Source organism: Streptomyces sp. NPDC006326 (assembly GCF_040612915.1).
In the GTDB taxonomy this organism is placed as follows: Bacteria; Actinomycetota; Actinomycetes; order Streptomycetales; family Streptomycetaceae; genus Streptomyces.
The window spans coordinates 107,408-127,655 of the sequence record NZ_JBEXRC010000001.1; the positions used below are offsets into that span (position 1 = coordinate 107,408).

The window sequence follows — 20,248 nt, forward strand, 5'->3', positions numbered from 1 at the left end:
TGGGACACTCCTGCCCATGCTGGGTGTCACCGATCTGCCGACCTATCTCCTCGGGCTCGTCCTGATCATTCTGCTGCCGGGGCCGAACTCGCTCTACGTACTCTCCGTCGCCGCGCGGCGCGGAGTGCGCACCGGGTACAAGGCCGCCGCCGGGGTGTTCAGCGGGGACGCCGTGCTCATGGCGCTGGCCGCCGGGGGCGCGGGGGCGCTGCTCCAGACCAGCCCCGTGCTGTTCGGCATCGTCAAGCTGCTGGGGGCCGGGTACCTGACCTGGCTCGCCGTCGGGATGATGCGGGGCGCGTGGGCGCTGTGGCGGTCGCGGACCGAGCGGTCCGAGGAGGAGACGGCGCCCGGGGCGGATGCCGGGGAGCTGGAGCGGCCCTACCGGCGGGCGCTGCTGATCAGCCTGTTCAACCCCAAGGCGATCCTGTTCCTCGTCTCCTTCTTCGTGCAGTTCGTCGACCCCGCGTACGCCTACCCCGCGCTGTCCTTCCTCCTGCTGGGCACCCTGCTCCAGCTCGGCAGCTTCCTCTACCTGACGGTGCTGATATTCGGCGGCACCCGCCTGGCCGCGGCCTTCCGCCGCCGCAAGCGGCTCTCCGCCGGGGCGACCTCGGCGGCCGGTGTGCTCTTCCTCGGCTTCGCCGCCAAGCTCGCCACGGGCTGAGCGGTCCGCGCGGGCACGGGCCCGCCCGCGGCCGCCGCGGAACTCACCTCGGGCGGGCGGTGCGCAGCCGCCGCAGCCGGCGCACCGCCCGGCGGACGGCCGGGCTGTGCGGGAGGAACGACAGCCGGGCCGGGATACCGCCCGGCAGGCCGAGGGAGGCCAGCCGCCGCCGCGTGAAGTAGCGCCGGGTCCGTTCGTCCAGGTGCCGGGCGAGCCAGGCCTCGGCCTCGGGCCGCCGGGCCGCCAGGACCTGAGGTTGCATGGTGAAGCCGACGGCGGTGAGAAGTCCCGTCAGCCCGGCCGCGACCCGGTCGGGGCCGGGCGGGCTCCAGCGCGCCACGGCTTCGGCGTCCGCGAGCGGCGGCAGCAGGGCGTCCACCAGGGTCAGCGGGATCCGGTTGCTGTTCTGGTAGGGGGCGAGGCGGGCCAGTACGGCCTCGGTGCCGGTGCGCGCGACGGGCAGCCCGTACAGGGTGGCGGCGGTCAGCAGGCCGGTGGAGAAGCAGCCGACGACCAGGGCCGGGCGCAGCCGCCGGTAGAGGGTCTCGGCGAGGACCGGAGTGCGGACGACGGTCAGGCGGGCGCCGAGCCGCTCGGCCTCCGCCTCGGCCCGGCGGGAGTAGGCGGCGGGGGCGCTGGGGTGGGGCTTGAACAGCAGCTCCCGGTGGCCGAGGGCGTGCGCCCCGCGCACCATCTCCCCGTGCAGGTCCTCCTCTTCCCGGGCGGAGAGCAGGCCGAGGGCGGAGAGGTACTGGCCCAGCAGCAGCGCCGGGGCTTCGCCGACGCCGTCCAGCTCGGGCGCGTCGGCGGGCAGTTCGCCGAGCACCTTCAGGACCTCGGAGGCCGTCACCAGCTCGGGCCGTACGTCGAACTCGGTGAGCAGCAGCGGGTCCAGGCCCGGCACCAGGTCCAGGTGCAGTACGCGGCGCACCCGCATCCCGAGCTGCGGGTCGAGCCGGAAGCGGGTGGGCCCGTAGCTCATCAGCCCGTCCGCGTACACGTCGACGGCGGCGCCGGGAAAGATCTGGCACAGGCTGCGTGCGGGCGGCACCTGGACCGACTCCACGATCAGCTCGACGCGGTCCTCGCCGAGCCCCCACGCGCTGCGCAGCTGCCGTTCCCACAGGGGGACGTCCTCGGGGCGCGGGGCCCAGGTGCCGGGATGCTGCGGGGCGATGACGGCGTTCCAGTCGAGCACCTCGTCGAAGCGGGCCCGCAGGGCGGCGAAGCCCGGCATGTCGGCGAGGCCGGGGGAGACCTCGGCGGTCAGGGCGTGGTTGCTGGTGAGCAGGATGCGGCGGTCGGCGGCCGGGAAGCTGCCCGCGTCGATGCCGGCGGCGAGCGTGACGGTCCCGTAGAGCGTCGAGGCGAGGAAGACCTGCGTGGTCCGCAGGGCCGCGGCGGGCATCAGAGCCCGGCTCCGGCCCGGGCGGTACGGGCGGTGCGGCGGCGCAGACGGCGCAGCAGCGCGGAGCGTCCGGAGTCCATCGCGTCCAGCGCCCGGTCCAGTACTTCCTGGGGCATGCGTCCGAGAGCGGCCGCGCTCATCGAACGGAGTTTCCTGGCCACGGCCGGTTCGAACCTTTCGATGGACCCGATATGGTGCGCGATGACCGCACAATATGTTCGGACGGCTTTCGGGAGCAGCAGGTCGGAATCGGGATCCGCCGCCGTCTCCGACAGCACCTGGTCGAATGCCCGGATGAAATCGAGCTGACGCTCGTCTTTGATCTGCGTCAACGAGGTGGAAACCCCGCGCCGGTAGAAGGTCCCCGGCATTCCCACCGCGGCGAAGGACCGCGCCTGCCGGTGCAGCCGCCAGATCCAGGGCCGGTCCTCCGCCGTCCGCAGCCCGTCGGTGAAGTGCAGCAGCCCCCGGTCCAGCAGCCGCCGGTGGTACATCCCCGCCCAGGCGTACGGGTAGTCGACGGCGGTGGCCCGGGAGGCGGGCAGGATCGCGGCGCGCGGATCGGCCACCACCAGCTGCGGACCGTACGGGACGCGCTGCACGGAGCGGCTCCTTCCCGTCACCTGCACATGGTCCGTGCGGACGAAGTCGCAGCTCAGCGCCTCGATGGCGGCCAGCGTCCGGGCCAGGTGCCCCGGGGCCAGCCAGTCGTCCCCGTCCAGGAAGGCCACGTACGCGCCGCGCGCCGCGTCCAGGCCGGTGTTCCGTGCGGTGGCCAGCCCGCCGTTCCGCTCGTGTCTGAGCAGCACCGCACCGGGCAGCTCGCGCGCCGCCCGCTCCAGGAGCGCGGGCGTACCGTCCGTCGAGCAGTCGTCGACGAGCAGGAACTCGAAATCCTCCCGCGCGTTGAGTTCGAGGCTTTTCAGGGCGTCCGGTGCGTATGTCTGCACGTTGTAGAACGGCACGACGACGGAGAGCTTGGGCACCCGCGAGACATTAGGGCGCCGTCCGGCATTCACCATGGCCCGGATGCGGATTCCGTGTGAACGAAGCGGGGCGGGCGTGTTAACCGGTACGGATTCGCGCGCAGTCGGCGGGCTGTTAACCCGCTGTTGTGCGCTCGTTGGGCCGCTCACCGGAATTGCGGAATAGCTTCTGCCGGGTGCCAGTCAGCAAACCTGCAGCCACTCGTACGGGTAATGATCTTCGCGTCGCCGTACTCGCGGATTCCGATACGCGCTGGAAATGGGGCGCACTCACCGCCCGCCGGCTCGTACCGGATCCCCACCTCACCGGATACCTGCTGCGCGGCCGGGCCACCCCGACCGCCCGCCAGCTCGGCGAGGTCGGCGTCCGGGCCGACCGGCTGGACGAGGTCACCTGCGCGCAGTTCCTCGCCGCGCTCCGGCGGGAGCGCTACGACGTGGTCGTGCTCGCCCTCGTCGGCGGGGCCGTCCAGGCCGTCCTGCACGGGGTGCGCGCCCTGTGGCCCGAGCCGGCGGCCCGGCCGGTGCTCGTCACCGGATACGTGGGCGTCGTCTACGAGAAGCTCGCCGACGGGCTCCTGCTGCGCCACGGCGCGGACCTCGTCCTCGCCAACTCCCGCCACGACGCGGCCCGCTTCCGCGCGGTCTACGAGGGGGTCGGCGCCGATGCGGACGCCGTCACGGAGACGGCCCTGCCGTTCCTGGACGGCGCGCCCCACGAGCCCGCCGGGAGCAGGGCGCCGACCGTGGTCTTCGCCGTACAGCCTTCGGTCCCGGAGTCCCGCACGGAGCGCGCCTACCTGTTGGGGCGGGCGGCCCGGCACGCGCGACTGCACCCGGACCGCGAGGTGCTGGTCAAGCTGCGCAGCAGGCCCGGGGAGCACACCACACACCTGGAGGAACAGCCCTACCAGCGGCTCGCCGAGCGGATCCCGGGCGGGCTGCCCGCCAACTGCCGCCTGGTGTACGGGAACATGGGCGCCGTCCTGGACGGGACCGACCTGCTGGTCACCGTCTCCTCCACCGCCGCACTGGAATCGCTGCACCGGGGCATCCCGACGGCGGTCCTCACCGACCTCGGCATCCGCGAGGCGCTCGGCAACCACCACTTCCTCGGCTCGGGCTGCCTGGCCTCCTGGGACCACCTGGACGCGGGCCTCCTCCCGCAGGCCGACCCGGGCTGGCTGCAGGCCCACGGGGTGGCCCCCGCCGCAGAGGACGGCGCCCCCGGCGAGCCCTACGCCGCCGCCCGGGCGAAGCTCCACGGGCTGCTGCAGCGGGCCCAACTGCCCCCCGTGGCCCCCTACTACACCCCCGCCACCGCCCCGGGATACCTGCCCGGGATCCTGGCCCGCCAGCACCTCGCCCCCGACGGGACCCCGCTGCCCGGCTCGGTCCGGGCGGACGCCCCGGAACCCCGGCTGCGCCGCTGGCTGCGCGCGCACCTGCGGGAGGCGGCCCGCGGCGCCTACCGCCACGGCGTCCAGCGCGTGGCGCCGGTGATCCGCCGCCTGGGGGAGCTGTGAGCCCCCGTCGGCGGGTGCTCGCCGTCATCCCGGCCCGGGGCGGGTCCAAGGGGGTGCCGGGGAAGAACCTCGCCGAGGTGGGCGGGGTACCGCTGGTGGTGCGGGCCGTACGGGCCTGCCTCGCCGCTCCGACCGTCACCGACGTCCTCGTCTCCACCGACTCCGAGGCCATCGGCGAGGCCGCCCGCACCGCCGGCGCGGGCGTGGTCCGCCGCCCCGCCGCCCTCTCGGGGGACACCGCGAGCAGCGAGGCCGCCCTGCTGCACGCCCTCGACTCCTTCGAGGAACTGCACTCCCTCGCCGTGGACGTGGTCCTCCTCGTCCAGTGCACCAGCCCCTTCCTGACCCCCTCCGACGTCGAGTCGGTCGCCGCCGCCGTCGCATCCGGCGCGGCCGACTCGGCCCTGACCGCCGCCCCCTTCCACGGCTTCCTGTGGCGGGAGCAGGACGGCGGCGGAGCCGGGGTCAACCACGACAAGGCCGTACGGCCGCGCCGCCAGGACCGCCCCCGGGAGCTGCTGGAGACCGGCGCCGCCTACGCCATGGACGCCACCGGCTTCCGCACCGCCCGGCACCGCTTCTTCGGGCGCACCCTGCCCGTCGCCACCGACCCGGCCCGGGTCCTGGAGATCGACGACCCGCACGACCTGGCCCGCGCCCGCCTCCTCGCCCCCCTCTTCCCCGATCGAAGGACCGCCCCCGCCATGACCGCCGCCCTGCCCACCCCGCTCCCCGACCCCCGCCGGCGCAGCTTCGGTTCGCGCACCGCCGGCCCCGGATGCCCCGTCTACGTCGTCGGCGAGATCGGCATCAACCACAACGGCGAGCTCGCCAACGCCCTTGCCCTCATCGACGCCGCGGCCGAGGCCGGCTGCGACGCCGTGAAGTTCCAGAAGCGCACCCCGGAGATCTGCACCCCCCGCGACCAGTGGGACGTCGAGCGGGACACCCCCTGGGGCCGCATGACGTACATCGAGTACCGCCACCGCGTGGAGTTCGGCGAGGCCGAGTACCGCGCCATCGACGAGCACTGCGCCAAGCGCGGCATCGACTGGTTCGCCTCCCCGTGGGACACCGAGGCCGTCGCCTTCCTGGAGAAGTTCGACGTCCCCGCCCACAAGGTGGCCTCCGCCTCCCTCACCGACGACGAACTGCTGCGCGCCCTGCGCGCCACCGGCCGCACGGTCGTCCTCTCCACCGGCATGTCCACCCCGAAGCAGATCCGCCACGCCGTCGAGGTGCTCGGCAGCGACAACATCCTGCTCTGCCACGCCACGTCGACGTACCCGGCCAAGGCGGAGGAGCTCAACCTGCGGGTGGTCAACACCCTCCAGGAGGAGTACCCCAACGTCCCGATCGGCTACTCGGGCCACGAGACGGGCCTGCAGACCACCCTGGCGGCCGTGGCCCTCGGCGCCACCTTCGTCGAACGCCACATCACCCTCGACCGGGCCATGTGGGGATCCGACCAGGCCGCCTCCGTCGAGCCCGGCGGCCTGACCCGTCTCGTCCGCGACATCCGCACCATCGAGACCGCCCTCGGCGACGGCGTCAAGCGCGTCTACGCGTCCGAGCTCGGCCCCATGAAGAAGCTCCGCCGGGTCCAGGGCGAACCGGCCTCGGTCTGAACCCCCGGCCCGCGCCCGCCGAGGTCCCGCCCCGCCCCCGCCCCTGACGAGGAGTACGTGGTGACACCCTCAGCCCCCGCCCTGGCTTTCGTCGAGAGTCCGGTCCAGCTCCTGAACGTCCTGGAATGGGCGTACGCGGCCGGCGCCGCCCCCGCGGGCCGCGCCGCCCTCCTGGACGGCGTCCCCCGCCAGCCGGGCCGCGGCGCCGGCGACCGCGGCTCCCCTTCCGCGGGCGCGCCGGCCCTGCGGATCGTCGTGCTGCCGCCCACCGACCCCATGTCCCGCGGCCAGCTGCGCCGGATGGCGGCCCTGGCCCGGGACGAAGGGCACGAGGTCCGCTGGCAGGAGGCCCGCGGCGGTCGGCTCGCCCCGCTCCGGGCGCTCGCCGCGCTCGCCCGCGACGTGCGAGCGGCCCGGCGGGTCGTCGTCGGCGATCCGTTCTCCCGGTACGTGCAGCTCCTGCTCACCCTCGTCCGGGCCGAGGAGCTCGTGGTGGTCGACGACGGCACCGCCACCATGGAGTTCGTCGCCCAGACCGCCCGCGGCGAACGCCTCGTACGCTGGCACCGCGTCGGCGGCGGCGGACCGGCCGGCCGGCTGCGCGAGCTGGCGTACGCGCCGGTCTCGGCGACCGCCCGGCGCCGCTTCACCCCGCCCGCCGGCCACGGGCGCCGCGTCGAGGTGTTCACCTCCATGCCGGTCACCGTCCACGGGGCGATGACGCTGCGGGCCAACACGTTCGCCTGGACCCGGGCCCGCTTCGGCCCGCCCCGCCTGACCCGGGGCACCGACCTCGTCGGCACCTCGCTCGTGGAGACCGGCGTGGTCGACCCGGTCCGCTATCTGGAGGCGGTGCGGTCCCTGGCCCTGGAGCACGGGGCCACCCGGTACTTCGCGCACCGCAGGGAATCCCCGGAGAAGCTGCGCGCGCTGAGCGAGGCGACCGGGCTGGAGATCGTCCGCCCGGACCTCCCGCTGGAGCTGGTCGCCCGGCGCGGACCCGTCGGCCGGACCATCGTCAGCTTCCCGTCCACGGTCGTCCACACGCTGCCGTACGCCCTGACCGGAACCGGTGTGACCGTCGCCGTATACGACGTGGACCCGGCCTGGCTCACCGGCTCCGCCTCGCCGCGCGCCCGCACGTTCCTCGCCGGGGTCACGGCGACCGCCCGTGATGTGCGCAGACTCCCTGCCCGGACGGCCCCCGCGGCCGGATGAGCGCGCGAGTTTACCCCCCGGCGCATCCGGTCATGCGTCCAGAGGTCTGGTTTTTTTCCCCTAACGGCATGAACTTTTGGTGATCTCCAGCCAGTTGGCCCATCTGTGCGCCTACCCTTCAACGGGTGAACCAGTTGATGTCCCGCGAGTCCCAGACCGTCCTGCCCGGCACGCCCGACCGGCCCGAGCTGCCCGGCAAGCTTCCGGATCATCTGCGTGCCGAACTGATCGCCTTCCGCCGGGACTTGCACATGCACCCCGAACTAGGACACCAGGAGTTCCGCACCACAGCGGCGATCAAGGCCCGGCTGGAGCAAGCCGGCCTGCGGCCGCAGGTGCTGAAGTCCGGGACCGGGCTGATCTGTGACGTGGGCACCTGGGACGGGGACCGGCCGATGCTGGCCCTGCGCGCGGACATCGACGCCCTGCCGATCCCGGACGCCAAGACCCACGTGGCGTACCGCTCCACCTTCCCGGACCGCGCCCACGCCTGCGGCCACGACGTGCACACCGCCGTCGTCCTCGGCGCCGGCCTGGTGCTCGCCGAGCTCGACCGCCAGGGCCTGCTGCCCCGGCCCGTACGGCTGCTCTTCCAGCCCGCCGAGGAGGTCCTGCCCGGCGGGGCCACCGACGCCATCGAGTCCGGGGTGCTCGACGGCGTCGGCAAGATCCTGGCGGTGCACTGCGACCCGCGGGTCGACGCGGGGCGGATCGGTCTGCGGCCCGGCCCCATCACCTCGGCCTGCGACCGCCTGGAGGTCACCCTGGAGGGCCCCGGCGGCCACACCGCCCGGCCGCACCTGACCACCGACCTGGTCACGGCCGCCGCCCGGGTCGCCGTCGACCTGCCGGCCGTCCTGTCGCGCCGGATGGACGCCCGCTCCGGCATGTCGGTCACCTGGGGCCGCATCGAGTCGGGGCACGCCTGCAACGTGATCCCGATGCACGCCGAGCTGTCCGGAACCATCCGGTGCCTGGACCTGAACGCCTGGCACGAGGCCCCCGACCAGATCCACGCGGCGATCGACGAGATCGCCTCCGTGTACCGGGCCAAGTCGGAGATCACCTACGTGCGCGGGGTGCCCCCGGTGGTGAACGACCCCCTCGTCACCGAGCTGCTGCGGGAGGCCATGGTCTCCCGCCTCGGTCCGGAGTCCGTCGAGGACACCGAGCAGAGCCTGGGCGGCGAGGACTTCTCCTGGTACCTGGAGCACGTCCCGGGGGCCATGGCCCGGCTGGGGGTCCGCACCCCCGGCGACGGTGCCAAGCGCGACCTGCACCGGGGCGACTTCGACGTCGACGAGTCCGCCATCGCCGTCGGCGTGGAGTTCTTCACGGCCGCCGCCCTGCTCGACGGGCGGCGCACGAGGCCGATCGGGTAGGAATCCGGTACAACATCTGAGCGGCGCGCGTCGCACCTGTCCAGCCCTTGGTACACAAGGGCTGGACGCATGAGCAGTTACTGATCGGTCACTGTCCGGTTCGCGACGATCCGATAACGACTCATGAACGGGCCTTTAACTGACATCTACGCGCGTTACGATCGCCGCGAAACCAGCGCCGGTCGTGGCGCTTCGGTCAGGTTTTGAAGGAGCCTCCCCTTGCGCCGGATCACCAGGATCGCCACCGTGGGCATCGCGTCCGCGGCGCTGGCCCTCTCGGCCACCGCCTGTGGCGGTAAGAAGTCGTCCGACTCCTCCGCGTCGTCGTCGGAATCGTCGGGCCAGAAGTCCGCAGCCATCGCCTACGACATCGGCGGCCGTGGCGACCAGTCCTTCAACGACGCCGCGTTCGCGGGTCTGGAGAAGGCCGAGAAGGACCTGAAGATCAAGGGCGCCGAGGCCGAGCCCACCGAGGGCGAGAGCGAGGCCGACAAGGTCCAGCGCCTCACCGAGCTCGCGCGCAAGGGCAACAACCCGGTCATCGGTGTCGGCTTCGCCTACGCGCCGGCCATCAAGAAGGTCGCCGAGAAGTTCCCGAAGACCACCTTCGGTCTCATCGACGACACCTCGGTGACGGGTCCGAACATCGCGAACCTGGTCTTCAACGAGGAGCAGGGCTCCTACCTGGCCGGCGTCGCCGCCGCCAAGACCTCCAAGACCGGCACGGTCGGCTTCATCGGCGGTGTCGAGGTTCCGCTGATCAAGAAGTTCGAGGCGGGCTTCACCCAGGGCGTCAAGGACACCAACCCGAACGCCAAGGTGCTGTCGGCCTACCTGACCCAGCCGCCGGACTTCTCCGGTTTCGCCAAGCCCGACCTCGGCAAGGCCGCCGCCAAGGGCCAGCTCGACAGCGGCGCCGACGTGGTCTACGCCGCCGCCGGTCTCGCCGGCTCGGGTGCGATCGAGGCCACCGCCGCCGCCGGCAAGTGGGCCATCGGCGTCGACTCCGACCAGTACAACCAGGCCGGTCTGTCGAAGTACAAGGACCACATCCTGACCTCGGTCACCAAGGACGTCCCGGACGCGGTCTACAACCTGATCAAGTCGGTCGAGGACGGCAAGCCGCAGACCGGTGAGATCCGCTACGGCCTCGACAAGGACGGCGTCGGCCTGGCCGACTCCAACCCCGAGTACAAGAAGATGGCCGAGGTCATCGCCGCGGTCGACAAGGCGAAGGCCGACATCATCGCCAAGAAGATCACGGTCAAGACCGCGCCGTAAGGCCGTCACTGACATGCAGTAGTGGTCTCCGGGGTCCGGGAAGCGGTCTCTACCGCTCCCGGGCCCCGAGCCGCGTTCTACGGTGTGGCTTGTGGCCAGTTGGCCGCAAGTTTTCACTACTGACAGTGCTACGCGCGTAGAGGCATCGTGGACGCGATACCTTCTCCAACCGCCCTGTCTCCCCTGCCTTCCGGCTTTTCCAGCTCCTTCCGCGCCAAGGAGAGTGCGTCATCAACGCGTCCAGCCCGCCCCCCGCAGTAGAACTGCACGGCATCACCAAGCGCTTCCCCGGCGTCGTCGCCAACAAGGACATCGCCATCACCGTCCGCAAGGGCACGGTCCACGCCCTGATCGGTGAGAACGGTGCCGGCAAGTCGACCCTGATGAAGATCCTCTACGGCATGCAGAAGCCGGACGAGGGCACCATCGCCATCGACGGGGAGCAGGTCACCTTCGCCAACCCCGGCGAGGCCATCGCCCGCGGCATCGGCATGGTGCACCAGCACTTCATGCTCGCCGACAACCTCACCGTCCTGGAGAACGTCGTCCTCGGCGGCGAGAAGCTCTACGGCATCGGTGCCAAGGCGCGCAAGAAGATCCAGGAGATCTCCGACGCGTACGGCCTGGGCGTGCGCCCGGACGCCCTCGTCGAGGACCTCGGCGTCGCCGACCGCCAGCGCGTGGAGATCCTCAAGGTCCTCTACCGCGGCGCCCGCACCCTCATCCTCGACGAGCCCACCGCGGTGCTCGTGCCGCAGGAGGTGGACGCGCTCTTCGACAACCTGCGCGAGCTCAAGGCGGAGGGCCTGACGGTCATCTTCATCTCGCACAAGCTGGGCGAGGTGCTGAAGGTCGCCGACGACATCACCGTCATCCGCCGCGGCACCACCGTCGGCACCGCCGACCCGCAGACCGCGACGACCAAGCAGCTCGCCGAGCTGATGGTCGGCAGCGAGCTGCCCACCCCGGAGACCCGCGAGTCGACGGTCACGGACGTCCCGATGCTGAAGGTCCAGGACCTGCGCCTGACCGCCACCGACCCGGACGGCGTCGTCCGCGAGGTGCTCGCCGGCATCGACTTCACCATCCACAAGGGCGAGGTCCTCGGCATCGCCGGTGTCGAGGGCAACGGCCAGACGGAGCTCATCGAGGCCCTCATGGGCATGAGCCTCCCGGACGGCGGCGTCATCAGCCTGGACGGCCGGGACATCTCCACCGCGCCGACGCGCAAGCGCCGCGAGGGCGGCATCGGCTACATCCCCGAGGACCGCCACCGCCACGCCCTGCTGCTGGAGTCCCCGCTCTGGGAGAACCGCATCCTCGGCCACGTCACCGAGGCACCCAACTCCAAGCGCGGCATCCTCGACCCGAAGGCCGCCCGCAAGGACACCGAGCGGATCGTGCGCGAGTACGACGTCCGCACCCCCGGCATCGAGGTCACGGCGGCCTCCCTCTCCGGCGGCAACCAGCAGAAGCTGATCGTCGGCCGCGAGATGAGCCACAACCCGAAGTTCCTCATCGCCGCCCACCCCACCCGCGGTGTGGACGTCGGTGCGCAGGCGCAGATCTGGGACGCCATCCGCGAGGCCCGCCGCGAGGGCCTGGCCGTACTCCTCATCTCCGCCGACCTGGACGAGCTGATCGGCCTGTCCGACACCCTGCGCGTGATCTACCGCGGCCGCCTGGTCGCGGACGCCGACCCGGCGACCATCACGCCCGAGGAACTCGGCACCGCCATGACGGGTGCCGCCCGCGGACACCTGGAAGCCACCGACAACCCTTCCGCCGCTGCCGACGGTGACACGACGGAGGACGAGGCCCGATGAAGAAATTCGACAAGGACCGGCTGCTCCTCGCGGTAGCCGGCCCCGCGCTCGCACTGCTCAGCGCCTTCGTGCTGACCATGATCGTGCTGGCCGCTTCGGGCGTGGACCCGATCGAGCCGCTGCGCATCATGATCGACCAGGCCGGTTACGAGGACATCCAGGTCCTGATCGTCAACCAGGCCGGCATCTACTTCCTGGCAGCCCTGGCCGTCGCCATCGGCTTCCGGATGAACCTCTTCAACATCGGCGTCGACGGCCAGTACCGCCTCGCGGCGATGGTGTCCGCCGTGGTCGGTGCGTCGGTCTCGCTGCCCGGTCCGCTGCACATCCTGCTGATCGTGGTCGTGGCCATGGCGACCGGTGCCTTCTGGTCCGGTATCGCGGGCATCCTCAAGGCGCGCCGCGGCGTGAGCGAGGTCGTCTCCACGATCATGCTCAACGCCATCGCGACCTCGCTGATCGCCTGGCTGATCCTGCCGAAGAACCTCGGCGTCCAGCCGGCCGGCTCGAACGACCTCACCACCGGTGACATCCCGGAGTCCGGCTGGTTCCCGGCCCTGTCCCTGCCTGGTGGCGACATCTACGGCTTCACCTTCGTGGCCTTCGCGCTCGGCATCGTCTACTGGTTCGTGCTGAACCGGACCCGCTTCGGCTTCGACCTGCGCGCCTCCGGCGCCAGCGAGTCCGCCGCCCAGGCCTCCGGTGTCGAGCCCAAGAAGATGATCATGACCGCGATGCTCATCTCCGGCGCGGTCGCCGGTCTGACCGGCATGCCGCTGCTGCTCGGCGAGTCCCACACGTACAACCTGTCCTTCCCCCTGGGCATCGGCTTCACCGGTATCACCGTCGCCCTGCTCGGCCGCAACAACCCGCTCGGCATCCTCTTCTCGGCCTTCCTGCTCGCCTTCATCAAGCAGACCTCCGCCGGTCTCGACCAGAACGGCTACGCCCAGGAGATCGGCACGATCATGCAGGGCCTGATCGTGATCGCCGTCGTCGTCAGCTACGAGCTCGTCCGCCGCTACGGCATCCGCCGCCAGCAGCAGAAGGTCGGCCAAGAGCTGGCCGCCGGGCACGCCCTCAAGACCGACAACAAGGAGGTCGCGGCGTGAGCACCAGCACCGTTTCCGCGACGAGCGCCGCGCCCAAGAAGGACGGCGGCCGACGCAAGCTCACCCTGCCCTGGATCCTGCTGATCATCGCGGGCGGCCTCGCCCTGATCTCGCTGGTCCGGGTCGTCTCCGGCGCCGACGACCTGACGTCCGTCGGCCAGGTCTCCGGCGCCCTCCAGCTCGCCGTGCCGATCGGGCTCGCCGGCCTCGGCGGCCTGTGGGCCGAGCGCGCGGGCGTGGTCAACATCGGCCTCGAAGGCATGATGATCCTGGGCACCTGGTTCGGTGCCTGGGCCGGCTACCAGTGGGGTCCGTGGACCGGTGTCGTCATGGGCATCGTCGGCGGCGCCCTCGGCGGCCTGCTGCACGCGATCATCACCGTGACGTTCAACGTCAACCACATCGTCTCCGGTGTGGCCGTCAACATCCTGGCCGTGGGCTTCACCCAGTACCTGTCGAACTACACCTTCGACAAGGCGCCGGGCGGCTCCTCCAAGCAGTCCCCGCGCATCGAGCCGATCACGGAGATCACCGTGCCGGGGCTGTCGGACTCGCTCGCCACGCTCCAGGGCAAGCACTGGTTCCTGGTCTCGGACGTCGCCGGCGTGCTCGGCGGCCTGGTCACCAACCTGTCGCTGTTGACCGTCCTGGCCGTGCTGCTGGTCCCGTTCACCTGGTGGGCCCTGTGGCGGACCGCCTTCGGTCTGCGCCTGCGCTCCTGCGGTGAGAACCCGACCGCCGCCGAGTCCCTCGGCGTCAACGTCTACAAGTACAAGTACATCGCCGTGATCGTCTCCGGCGCGATGGCCGGCCTCGGCGGCGCGTTCCTCGCGATCGTCTCCACCGGCATCTACCAGGAGGGCCAGACCGGCGGCCGCGGTTACATCGGTCTCGCCGCGATGATCTTCGGCAACTGGATGCCGGGCGGCATGGCCCTCGGCTCGGGCCTCTTCGGCTTCACCTACAGCCTCCGCCTGCGCGGTGGCGCCGAGAACGTCCACGCGATGCTGCTGCTCCTCGCGATCCTGCTCGTGCTCGTCCTCGTCTGGCAGCTGTACAAGAAGAAGTACCTCCAGGCCGGCATCGCCGCGGCCTGCTCGGTGGGCCTCTTCCTCTGGTACGCGCTGACCGACGCCGTCCCGAGCCAGTTCGTCGACGCCGCCCCGTACGTCACGACGCTGCTGGTGCTCGCCCTGTCGGCGCAGCGGCTGCGGATGCCCAAGGCCGACGGTCTGCCCTACCGCAAGGGCCAGGGCAAGTGACCAGCGTGGACTGGGAGGCCCTGCGGGCCGCCGCCCGGGACGCCATGTCCCGGGCGTACGCCCCGTACTCCGGCTTCCCGGTCGGTGTCGCCGCCCTCGTGGACGACGGCCGCACCGTGGTCGGCTGCAACGTCGAGAACGCGAGTTACGGCCTCGGCCTGTGCGCCGAGTGCGGGCTGGTCTCCTCCCTCCAGGCCACGGGCGGCGGCCGCCTGACGCACTTCACGTGCGTGGACGGCAAGGGCGAGATCCTCGTCCCGTGCGGACGCTGCCGCCAGCTGCTCTTCGAGTTCGGCGGCCCCGAGCTCCAGGTGGAGACACCCGAGGGCGTCATGCCGCTCTCGGCGATGCTGCCGCAGGCCTTCGGGCCCGACCACCTGAGATAGCCGTACCGACGGCCCTTCGCCCCCTCCCGGGGCGGAGGGCCGTCGCCCTTCCGTCTTTCCCCTTACCTCTATGCGCGTAGAAGGAAGCACCACATGGACGTCATCTCCGTCATCCGTACCAAGCGGGACCGCGGCGAGCTGAGCCCCGAGCAGATCGACTGGGTCATCGACGCCTACACCCGCGGGATCGTCGCCGACGAGCAGATGTCGGCCCTGGCGATGGCCATCCTGCTCAACGGCATGAACCGGGCCGAGATCGCGCGGTGGACCGCCGCGATGATCGCCTCGGGCGAGCGGATGAACTTCGACTCCCTGTCCCGCCCGACCGCCGACAAGCACTCCACCGGCGGCGTGGGCGACAAGATCACCCTGCCGCTGGCCCCGCTCGTAGCCGCCTGCGGCGCGGCCGTGCCGCAGCTGTCCGGCCGGGGCCTCGGCCACACCGGCGGCACCCTCGACAAGCTGGAGTCCATCCCGGGCTGGCGCGCGCTGCTGTCCAACGAGGAGATGCTGCACGTCCTGGACACCACGGGCGCGGTCATCTGCGCGGCCGGCGACGGCCTCGCGCCCGCCGACAAGAAGCTGTACGCCCTGCGCGACGTGACGGGCACGGTCGAGGCCATTCCGCTGATCGCCTCCTCGATCATGTCGAAGAAGATCGCCGAGGGCACGGGCTCGCTCGTCCTGGACGTCAAGGTCGGCAGCGGCGCATTCATGAAGAACATCGAGGACGCGCGCGAGCTCGCCCGGACCATGGTGGGCCTGGGCACCGACTCGGGCGTCAAGACGGTGGCCCTGCTCACCGACATGTCCACGCCGCTCGGCCTGACCGCGGGCAACGCGCTCGAAGTCCGCGAGTCGGTGGAGGTCCTGGCGGGCGGCGGCCCCGCGGACGTGGTCGAGCTGACGATCGCGCTGGCCAAGGAGATGCTGGACGCGGCGGGCATCAAGGACGCCGACCCCGCGAAGGCCCTGGCGGACGGCTCCGCGATGGACGTGTGGCGCCGGATGATCTCCGCCCAGGGCGGCGACCCCGACGCGGCCCTGCCGGTGGCCCGCGAGCAGCACGTGATCACCGCCCCGGCTTCGGGCGTCCTGACCCGGCTCGACGCGTACGCGGTGGGAGTGGGCGCCTGGCGCCTCGGCGCGGGCCGCGCCCGCAAGGAAGACCCGGTCCAGGCGGGCGCGGGCATCGAGCTCCACGCGAAGCCGGGCGACACGGTGACCGCGGGCCAGCCGCTGATGACCCTCCACACGGACACCCCGGAGAAGTTCGAGTACGCCCTGGCCGCGCTGGAGGGCTCGTACGACACCGCCCCGGCGGGCACGGCCTTCTCCGCCACGCCGATCGTGCTGGACCGCATCGCCTGACCTGCGGCTTCCCTTCCGGGTGAACGGGACCGGTGGACCCCTGCCGGTCCCGTTCGGCATGCTGGGATCGGTGCCAACAGCTTGAGGAGCACACCATGAGCGCACTCACGGTCCAGCACGAGCCGGTCAGCGGCGACAGCTGGGAGGGTCTCGTCCGTCTCTGGGAAGGGACGGACGCGCCGGAGGGCTGCAAGGTGGAGATCATCGAGGGGATCGTCACCGTGGCACCACCGCCCGTCAACCACCACAACGCCATCGCCGTCAAGGTCCAACGGGCCGTCATGACGGTGCTTCCGGAAACCTTGGAGGTCTACCAGACCCTCAACGTGGCGATCCCGTCACGCGACGGCCTGTACATCCCGGACCTGGTGGTCGTACCTGAAGAGGCTGTCCTCGAAGGGGGTGCCTTCGTCCCGGCCGCCATCGCGGAACTGGCGGTCGAAGTGACATCGAAGTCGAACGCCTCCAACGACCGCGTCGCCAAGCTCGCGGGATACGCCCAAGCCGCCGTCCCGCTTTACCTGCTGATCGACGCCTTTGCCACTGGTGGCCCCACCATCACCCTGTACGGCGAGCCGAAGGGCGGGCTGTACCGGGTGCTCCAGGCAGGCAAGTTCGGCGAGACCTTCCATCTCCCCGCGCCCTTCGACCTCAAGCTGGACACCTCCGCCTTCCCGACGCCCTGACCGATGAGTTCCGGGGCCCGGTGGGGTCCACCGTCATGTGGACACCGCAGACCCCGACCTCCTGACCGTCCCCGGGCCCGTTCTGCTGCCCGGGGAAGCAGCCGCGCTCCGGGAGCGCATCGGCGTGCTCGCCCGGGACGGACCCCGCGAGGTGCTGTGCGACGTGAGCGCGCTGACGCGGCCCGGACTCGGGACCGTCGACGCGCTCGCCCGGCTGGCCCTCGCCGCCCGGCGGCACGGCATCCGCCTCCGGCTCACCGGCGCCACGCCCGGGCTGCGGGGCCTACTGGACCTCGTAGGACTCGTCGAGCTCCTCGGGGAGGCCGAAGAGGGGGAACCAGCGGGCGGTGTCCAGGAAGGCGTTGAGCCCGACGATCCGCCCCTCTGAGACCTCCAGCACCTGGAGCGCCCACGGGACGTGCCCCGGCTTGCCGTCCTCCCGCGGCCGGTACTGGCCGAAGGCCGGCAGGCCGTTCGCCGTGGTCGGGACCAGGCGCGAGCCCTTGCAGCCGATGCCCTGGTTCAGGTGCCAGGCCGCGATGTCCGCGGGGCCCTGCAGCCACAGGTCGAACGGCGGCATCGACAGCACCGCGTCCTCGTGCAGCAGCGTGGTCAGGCGCGCGATGTCGTACGCCTCGAAGGCGGACAGGTACTGCTCCAGCAGCTTCGCCTGGTCCGCGTCCAGCGGGTCCGCCGGCTCGCTCTCCCGGATGTGCCGGCCGGCCAGCGTGGCCCGGGCCCGCTGGAGGGCGCTGTTCACCGAGGCCACCGTCGTCTCCAGCAGCGACGCGACCTCGTCCGCCTTCCAGGCCAGCACCTCCCGCAGGATCAGCACCGCCCGCTGCTTCGCCGGCAGGTGCTGCAGGGCCGCGACGAACGCCAGCCGTACGGATTCCTTCGCCAGCGCCATCTCCGCCGGGTCCGCAGTCTGCGGGACCACCCGCGCGTCCGGCACCGGCTCCAGCCAGGTCACCTCGGGCCGCTCGTTCAGCACGGCCGAGGCCTGGTGCTGCGGGGCGCTCAGGTCCATCGGGCGGGCCCGCTTGTTCCCGGCACTCAGCTGGTCCAGGCAGACGTTCGTGGCGATCCGGTACAGCCACGACCGCAGCGAGGAGCGGCCCTCGAACTTCTCGTGGGCGCGCCAGGCGCGGACGTACGTGTCCTGCACCGCGTCCTCGGCGTCGAAGGACGAGCCGAGCATGCGGTAGCAGTAGCCGGTGAGCTCGACCCGGTAGCGGTCCATCGCCGCATCGAGGTCCGGCTCCGGTGGCGTCGTCGCGAGCTCGCTCATGGCTGTCGTTCCCCCAGGTCGGTCCGATACCTCGGAAACTACCCGAGGGGTCCGACAACGGCAGCCGGAAGCCCTTACGTGCCGGGCTTGCGGCCGTAGACGTAGACGTCGTCGCCGTTGCCGAGCAGGTTCCAGTACGCCTTGGCGTCGGCCGGCCTCATGTTCACGCAGCCGCCCGAGCCCGGCGGGTTCCACATGCTCTTCGTGGTGGAGTGGAAGGCGATGCCCCCGTCGAAGAACTGCGCGTAGGGCATTGCCACGTCGTAGAGCGTCGACCAGTGGTCGATGCTGCGGTAATAGATCTTCTGCAGGCCCGTCCGGGTCTCGGTGCCGTCCTTGCCGGTGCGCACCGGGACCGGGCCGTAGCGCAGGGCGGCGCCGTCCTGGACCCAGCTGAGCTGGCGGGTCAGGTCCACGCAGGCGATCCGCCCGAGGTTCACCGGGCAGCTGCCGTCCCGGTTGGGGGCGGAGCCCGCTGCCCGCTGGGCCAGCATCGTGCTCATCGTCTGCCAGGTCAGCGGCCCGGCGTAGCCGGCGGTCGGGGTGATGCCGTGCGCGGCCTGGAACGACCGGATGGCACTGCAGTCGGCCGCCGACTGCCTCCCGTCGGCCGGCCGCCCCAGGAACTGCTCGACCTGCCGCTGGTACGGCCCGGTGGTCAGGTTGCAGGAGGCGGCCCGTGCCGTCCCGCCCCCGACGGCCACCAGCGGCGCCGCCAACGCCAGTGCCGCGCAGGCCAGTGCCGCCCCGTGTCGCTTCGTACGCACCCGCATGGATGTCATGTCGGCCTCCCGCCCCACTTCTTCCCGGCGGGGAGGCGCAACGCGCCGGAGCCCGGCGCGGGTTGGCCTCCGGGCTCCGTAATTCACCTCGTACCGATGCCGTACGGGCGGTACGCGCGCGGCCGTATCAGCGTGCGGCGGCCAGCGCGGTGTGGCGCCGCTCGGCGCGGGCCGCGCGGGAGCCGTACAGGGTGATCGACACGACGCCGAGGACCGCCAGCAGGGCGATGCCCACGGTGGCCGCCCAGCCCGCCCCGTGGTAGGCCAGGGCCCCGAGCGTGCCGCCCGCGCTGGAGCCGAGGTAGTACGCCGACTGGTACAGCGCCGAGGCCTGCGCGCGGGCCGTCTTCGCCGTGCGGCTGACCGCCGCGGACGCCACCGCGTGCCCCGCGAAGAAGCCCGCGGTGATCAGCACCAGCCCGAGCAGGATCGCGGGCAGCCGGTCCGACAGTGAGAGCAGCAGCCCCAGGGCCGTCGTGGTCACCGCCAGGTACAGTGCGCCGCGCCGCCCGGCCCGGGCCACCAGCTGCCCGGCCGCCGCCGAGGAGACCGTACCCACCAGGTAGATCAGGAAGATCGACCCGACCACGCCCTGCCCGAGCGAGAACGGCTCCTCCACCAGCCGGTAGCCGATCACGGTGTAGACGGCGCCGAACACCGTCATGAACAGCGCGCCGATCCCGTACAGCCGCAGCAGCAGCGGATCGCGCAGGTGGCCGGCGACCGCGGAGGCGACCGCGCGCGGCGCCGCCCCGGCCGGGCGGAAGAACCGGGCCCGGGGCAGCAGGACCAGGAAGGCCACCGCGCAGAGCAGCGCCATGGCGCCGACGGCCGCGAGCCCGCCCCGCCAGCCCCACGCCTGCGCGGCCCAGCCGGTGACCAGGCGGCCGCTCATGCCGCCGATGGAATTGCCGGCCACGAACAGGCCGATCGCGCCCACCAGCGCCTTCGCCTCGACCTCCTCCGCCAGGTACGCCATCGCGGAGGCCGGGATGCCGGCGATCGCCGCGCCCTGCACGGCGCGCAGCGCCACCAGCCACTCCAGGCCCGGGGCGAACGGCACGAGCAGTCCCACGCCGACGGCCACGACCATGGACACCGTCATCATCCGGGTCCGGCCGAACCGCTCGGACAGCGCGCTCAGCGGCAGTACGAACAGGGCGAGCGCGCCCGTGGCCGCGGACACCGTCCAGCTGGCCTGACCCGCCGTCACGCCGAAGCCGTCCGAGATCGCGGGCAGCAGCGCCTGGGTGGAGTAGAGGAGGGCGAAGGTGGCCAGTCCGGCGGCGAAGAGCGCCAGGCTCATCCGGCGGTAGCCGGGGCGGCCGGGGGCGCGGGGCGCCGGGGCTGCGGCGGGGTGCGGGGACGACGCGATGGAGGCACCCGGGATGACAGGTGCCCCGGTATGAACGGGAGGCATGCAACGACCGTAGACC

General features: G+C 72.1%; 18 protein-coding genes and 1 pseudogene. 14 read left to right on the plus strand and 5 right to left on the minus strand.

What is annotated here, in order from left to right; genetic code table 11:
• Nucleotides 1-16: 16 nt before the first annotated feature.
• Nucleotides 17-667, plus strand: coding sequence for a leucine efflux protein LeuE (gene leuE, locus ABZ128_RS00470; RefSeq protein WP_356845152.1), 651 nt, complete (start codon nucleotides 17-19; stop codon nucleotides 665-667).
• A 43-nt stretch (nucleotides 668-710) separates the two neighbouring features.
• Here leuE and ABZ128_RS00475 read toward each other — a convergent pair whose 3' ends face one another.
• The gene (locus ABZ128_RS00475; RefSeq protein WP_356845154.1) at nucleotides 711-2,075 is read right to left on the minus strand and encodes a polysialyltransferase family glycosyltransferase; all 1,365 of its coding nucleotides are present in this window, start codon (nucleotides 2,073-2,075) and stop codon (nucleotides 711-713) included.
• Entirely contained in the window at nucleotides 2,075-3,061 is a 987-nt protein-coding gene (locus ABZ128_RS00480) for a glycosyltransferase family 2 protein (protein ID WP_356845155.1), read from the minus strand. The genes ABZ128_RS00475 and ABZ128_RS00480 overlap by 1 nt, the downstream gene beginning before the upstream one ends.
• Nucleotides 3,062-3,237: 176 nt before the next feature.
• Here ABZ128_RS00480 and ABZ128_RS00485 point away from each other — a divergent pair, with 176 nt between their 5' ends.
• From ABZ128_RS00485 to ABZ128_RS00545, 13 genes and pseudogenes are all read left to right on the plus strand, one after another.
• Nucleotides 3,238-4,587, plus strand: coding sequence for a DUF6716 putative glycosyltransferase (locus ABZ128_RS00485; RefSeq protein WP_356845157.1), 1,350 nt, complete (start codon nucleotides 3,238-3,240; stop codon nucleotides 4,585-4,587).
• Between the two features lie 14 nt (nucleotides 4,588-4,601).
• Nucleotides 4,602-4,964: pseudogene (locus tag ABZ128_RS00490) on the plus strand (acylneuraminate cytidylyltransferase family protein); the annotation flags it as partial.
• A gap of 327 nt (nucleotides 4,965-5,291) precedes the next feature.
• Nucleotides 5,292-6,215, plus strand: coding sequence for an N-acetylneuraminate synthase family protein (locus tag ABZ128_RS00495; protein ID WP_356845450.1), 924 nt, complete (start codon nucleotides 5,292-5,294; stop codon nucleotides 6,213-6,215).
• 60 nt (nucleotides 6,216-6,275) lie between these two features.
• Nucleotides 6,276-7,433, plus strand: coding sequence for a hypothetical protein (locus ABZ128_RS00500; RefSeq protein WP_356845159.1), 1,158 nt, complete (start codon nucleotides 6,276-6,278; stop codon nucleotides 7,431-7,433).
• 137 nt (nucleotides 7,434-7,570) lie between these two features.
• Entirely contained in the window at nucleotides 7,571-8,815 is a 1,245-nt protein-coding gene (locus ABZ128_RS00505) for a M20 family metallopeptidase (RefSeq protein ID WP_356845451.1), read from the plus strand.
• Between the two features lie 219 nt (nucleotides 8,816-9,034).
• Nucleotides 9,035-10,096, plus strand: a complete 1,062-nt coding sequence (locus ABZ128_RS00510; protein WP_356845161.1) for a BMP family ABC transporter substrate-binding protein — start codon at nucleotides 9,035-9,037, stop codon at nucleotides 10,094-10,096.
• A gap of 263 nt (nucleotides 10,097-10,359) precedes the next feature.
• Nucleotides 10,360-11,922, plus strand: coding sequence for an ABC transporter ATP-binding protein (locus ABZ128_RS00515; RefSeq protein ID WP_356845452.1), 1,563 nt, complete (start codon nucleotides 10,360-10,362; stop codon nucleotides 11,920-11,922).
• Nucleotides 11,919-13,034 carry an ABC transporter permease gene (locus ABZ128_RS00520; protein WP_356845163.1) on the plus strand — a complete coding sequence of 372 codons (1,116 nt, stop codon included), beginning with the start codon at nucleotides 11,919-11,921 and terminating at the stop codon, nucleotides 13,032-13,034. Before ABZ128_RS00515 ends, ABZ128_RS00520 begins: the two co-directional genes overlap by 4 nt.
• Nucleotides 13,031-14,296, plus strand: a complete 1,266-nt coding sequence (locus tag ABZ128_RS00525) for an ABC transporter permease (protein WP_356845165.1) — start codon at nucleotides 13,031-13,033, stop codon at nucleotides 14,294-14,296. The genes ABZ128_RS00520 and ABZ128_RS00525 overlap by 4 nt, the downstream gene beginning before the upstream one ends.
• Nucleotides 14,293-14,682, plus strand: coding sequence for a cytidine deaminase (locus ABZ128_RS00530; RefSeq protein ID WP_356845166.1), 390 nt, complete (start codon nucleotides 14,293-14,295; stop codon nucleotides 14,680-14,682). Before ABZ128_RS00525 ends, ABZ128_RS00530 begins: the two co-directional genes overlap by 4 nt.
• A 93-nt stretch (nucleotides 14,683-14,775) precedes the next feature.
• Nucleotides 14,776-16,053, plus strand: a complete 1,278-nt coding sequence (locus tag ABZ128_RS00535) for a thymidine phosphorylase (protein WP_356845168.1) — start codon at nucleotides 14,776-14,778, stop codon at nucleotides 16,051-16,053.
• A 95-nt stretch (nucleotides 16,054-16,148) separates the two neighbouring features.
• Nucleotides 16,149-16,739, plus strand: a complete 591-nt coding sequence (locus tag ABZ128_RS00540; RefSeq protein WP_356845170.1) for a Uma2 family endonuclease — start codon at nucleotides 16,149-16,151, stop codon at nucleotides 16,737-16,739.
• A 37-nt stretch (nucleotides 16,740-16,776) separates the two neighbouring features.
• Complete coding sequence (locus ABZ128_RS00545) at nucleotides 16,777-17,127, plus strand: STAS domain-containing protein (RefSeq protein WP_356845172.1); 351 nt, start codon at nucleotides 16,777-16,779, stop codon at nucleotides 17,125-17,127.
• On the opposite strand, the gene ABZ128_RS00550 is transcribed toward ABZ128_RS00545, so the two are convergent.
• The 3 genes from ABZ128_RS00550 to ABZ128_RS00560 form a co-directional block, all read right to left on the minus strand.
• Entirely contained in the window at nucleotides 17,023-18,030 is a 1,008-nt protein-coding gene (locus tag ABZ128_RS00550) for a sigma-70 family RNA polymerase sigma factor (protein ID WP_356845173.1), read from the minus strand. The two genes, ABZ128_RS00545 and ABZ128_RS00550, sit on opposite strands and share 105 nt — an antisense overlap.
• Nucleotides 18,031-18,104: 74 nt before the next feature.
• The gene (locus tag ABZ128_RS00555; protein ID WP_356845453.1) at nucleotides 18,105-18,803 is read right to left on the minus strand and encodes a L,D-transpeptidase family protein; all 699 of its coding nucleotides are present in this window, start codon (nucleotides 18,801-18,803) and stop codon (nucleotides 18,105-18,107) included.
• Between the two features lie 136 nt (nucleotides 18,804-18,939).
• On the minus strand, nucleotides 18,940-20,232 hold the full coding sequence (locus tag ABZ128_RS00560) for an MFS transporter (RefSeq protein WP_356845175.1): 1,293 nt from the start codon (nucleotides 20,230-20,232) through the stop codon (nucleotides 18,940-18,942).
• Nucleotides 20,233-20,248: the final 16 nt, after the last annotated feature.

What these genes read in the sequence shown, in the direction of transcription:
- ABZ128_RS00520 (WP_356845163.1), top strand. Translation starts at nt 11,919, where the DNA reads ATGAAGAAATTCGACAAGGACCGGCTGCTCCTCGCGGTAGCCGGCCCC.
- ABZ128_RS00555 (WP_356845453.1), bottom strand. Translation starts at nt 18,803, where the DNA reads ATGCGGGTGCGTACGAAGCGACACGGGGCGGCACTGGCCTGCGCGGCA.
- ABZ128_RS00540 (WP_356845170.1), top strand. Translation starts at nt 16,149, where the DNA reads ATGAGCGCACTCACGGTCCAGCACGAGCCGGTCAGCGGCGACAGCTGG.
- ABZ128_RS00505 (WP_356845451.1), top strand. Translation starts at nt 7,571, where the DNA reads ATGTCCCGCGAGTCCCAGACCGTCCTGCCCGGCACGCCCGACCGGCCC.
- ABZ128_RS00535 (WP_356845168.1), top strand. Translation starts at nt 14,776, where the DNA reads ATGGACGTCATCTCCGTCATCCGTACCAAGCGGGACCGCGGCGAGCTG.
- ABZ128_RS00475 (WP_356845154.1), bottom strand. Translation starts at nt 2,075, where the DNA reads ATGCCCGCCGCGGCCCTGCGGACCACGCAGGTCTTCCTCGCCTCGACG.
- leuE (WP_356845152.1), top strand. Translation starts at nt 17, where the DNA reads ATGCTGGGTGTCACCGATCTGCCGACCTATCTCCTCGGGCTCGTCCTG.
- ABZ128_RS00550 (WP_356845173.1), bottom strand. Translation starts at nt 18,030, where the DNA reads ATGAGCGAGCTCGCGACGACGCCACCGGAGCCGGACCTCGATGCGGCG.
- ABZ128_RS00560 (WP_356845175.1), bottom strand. Translation starts at nt 20,232, where the DNA reads ATGCCTCCCGTTCATACCGGGGCACCTGTCATCCCGGGTGCCTCCATC.
- ABZ128_RS00495 (WP_356845450.1), top strand. Translation starts at nt 5,292, where the DNA reads ATGACCGCCGCCCTGCCCACCCCGCTCCCCGACCCCCGCCGGCGCAGC.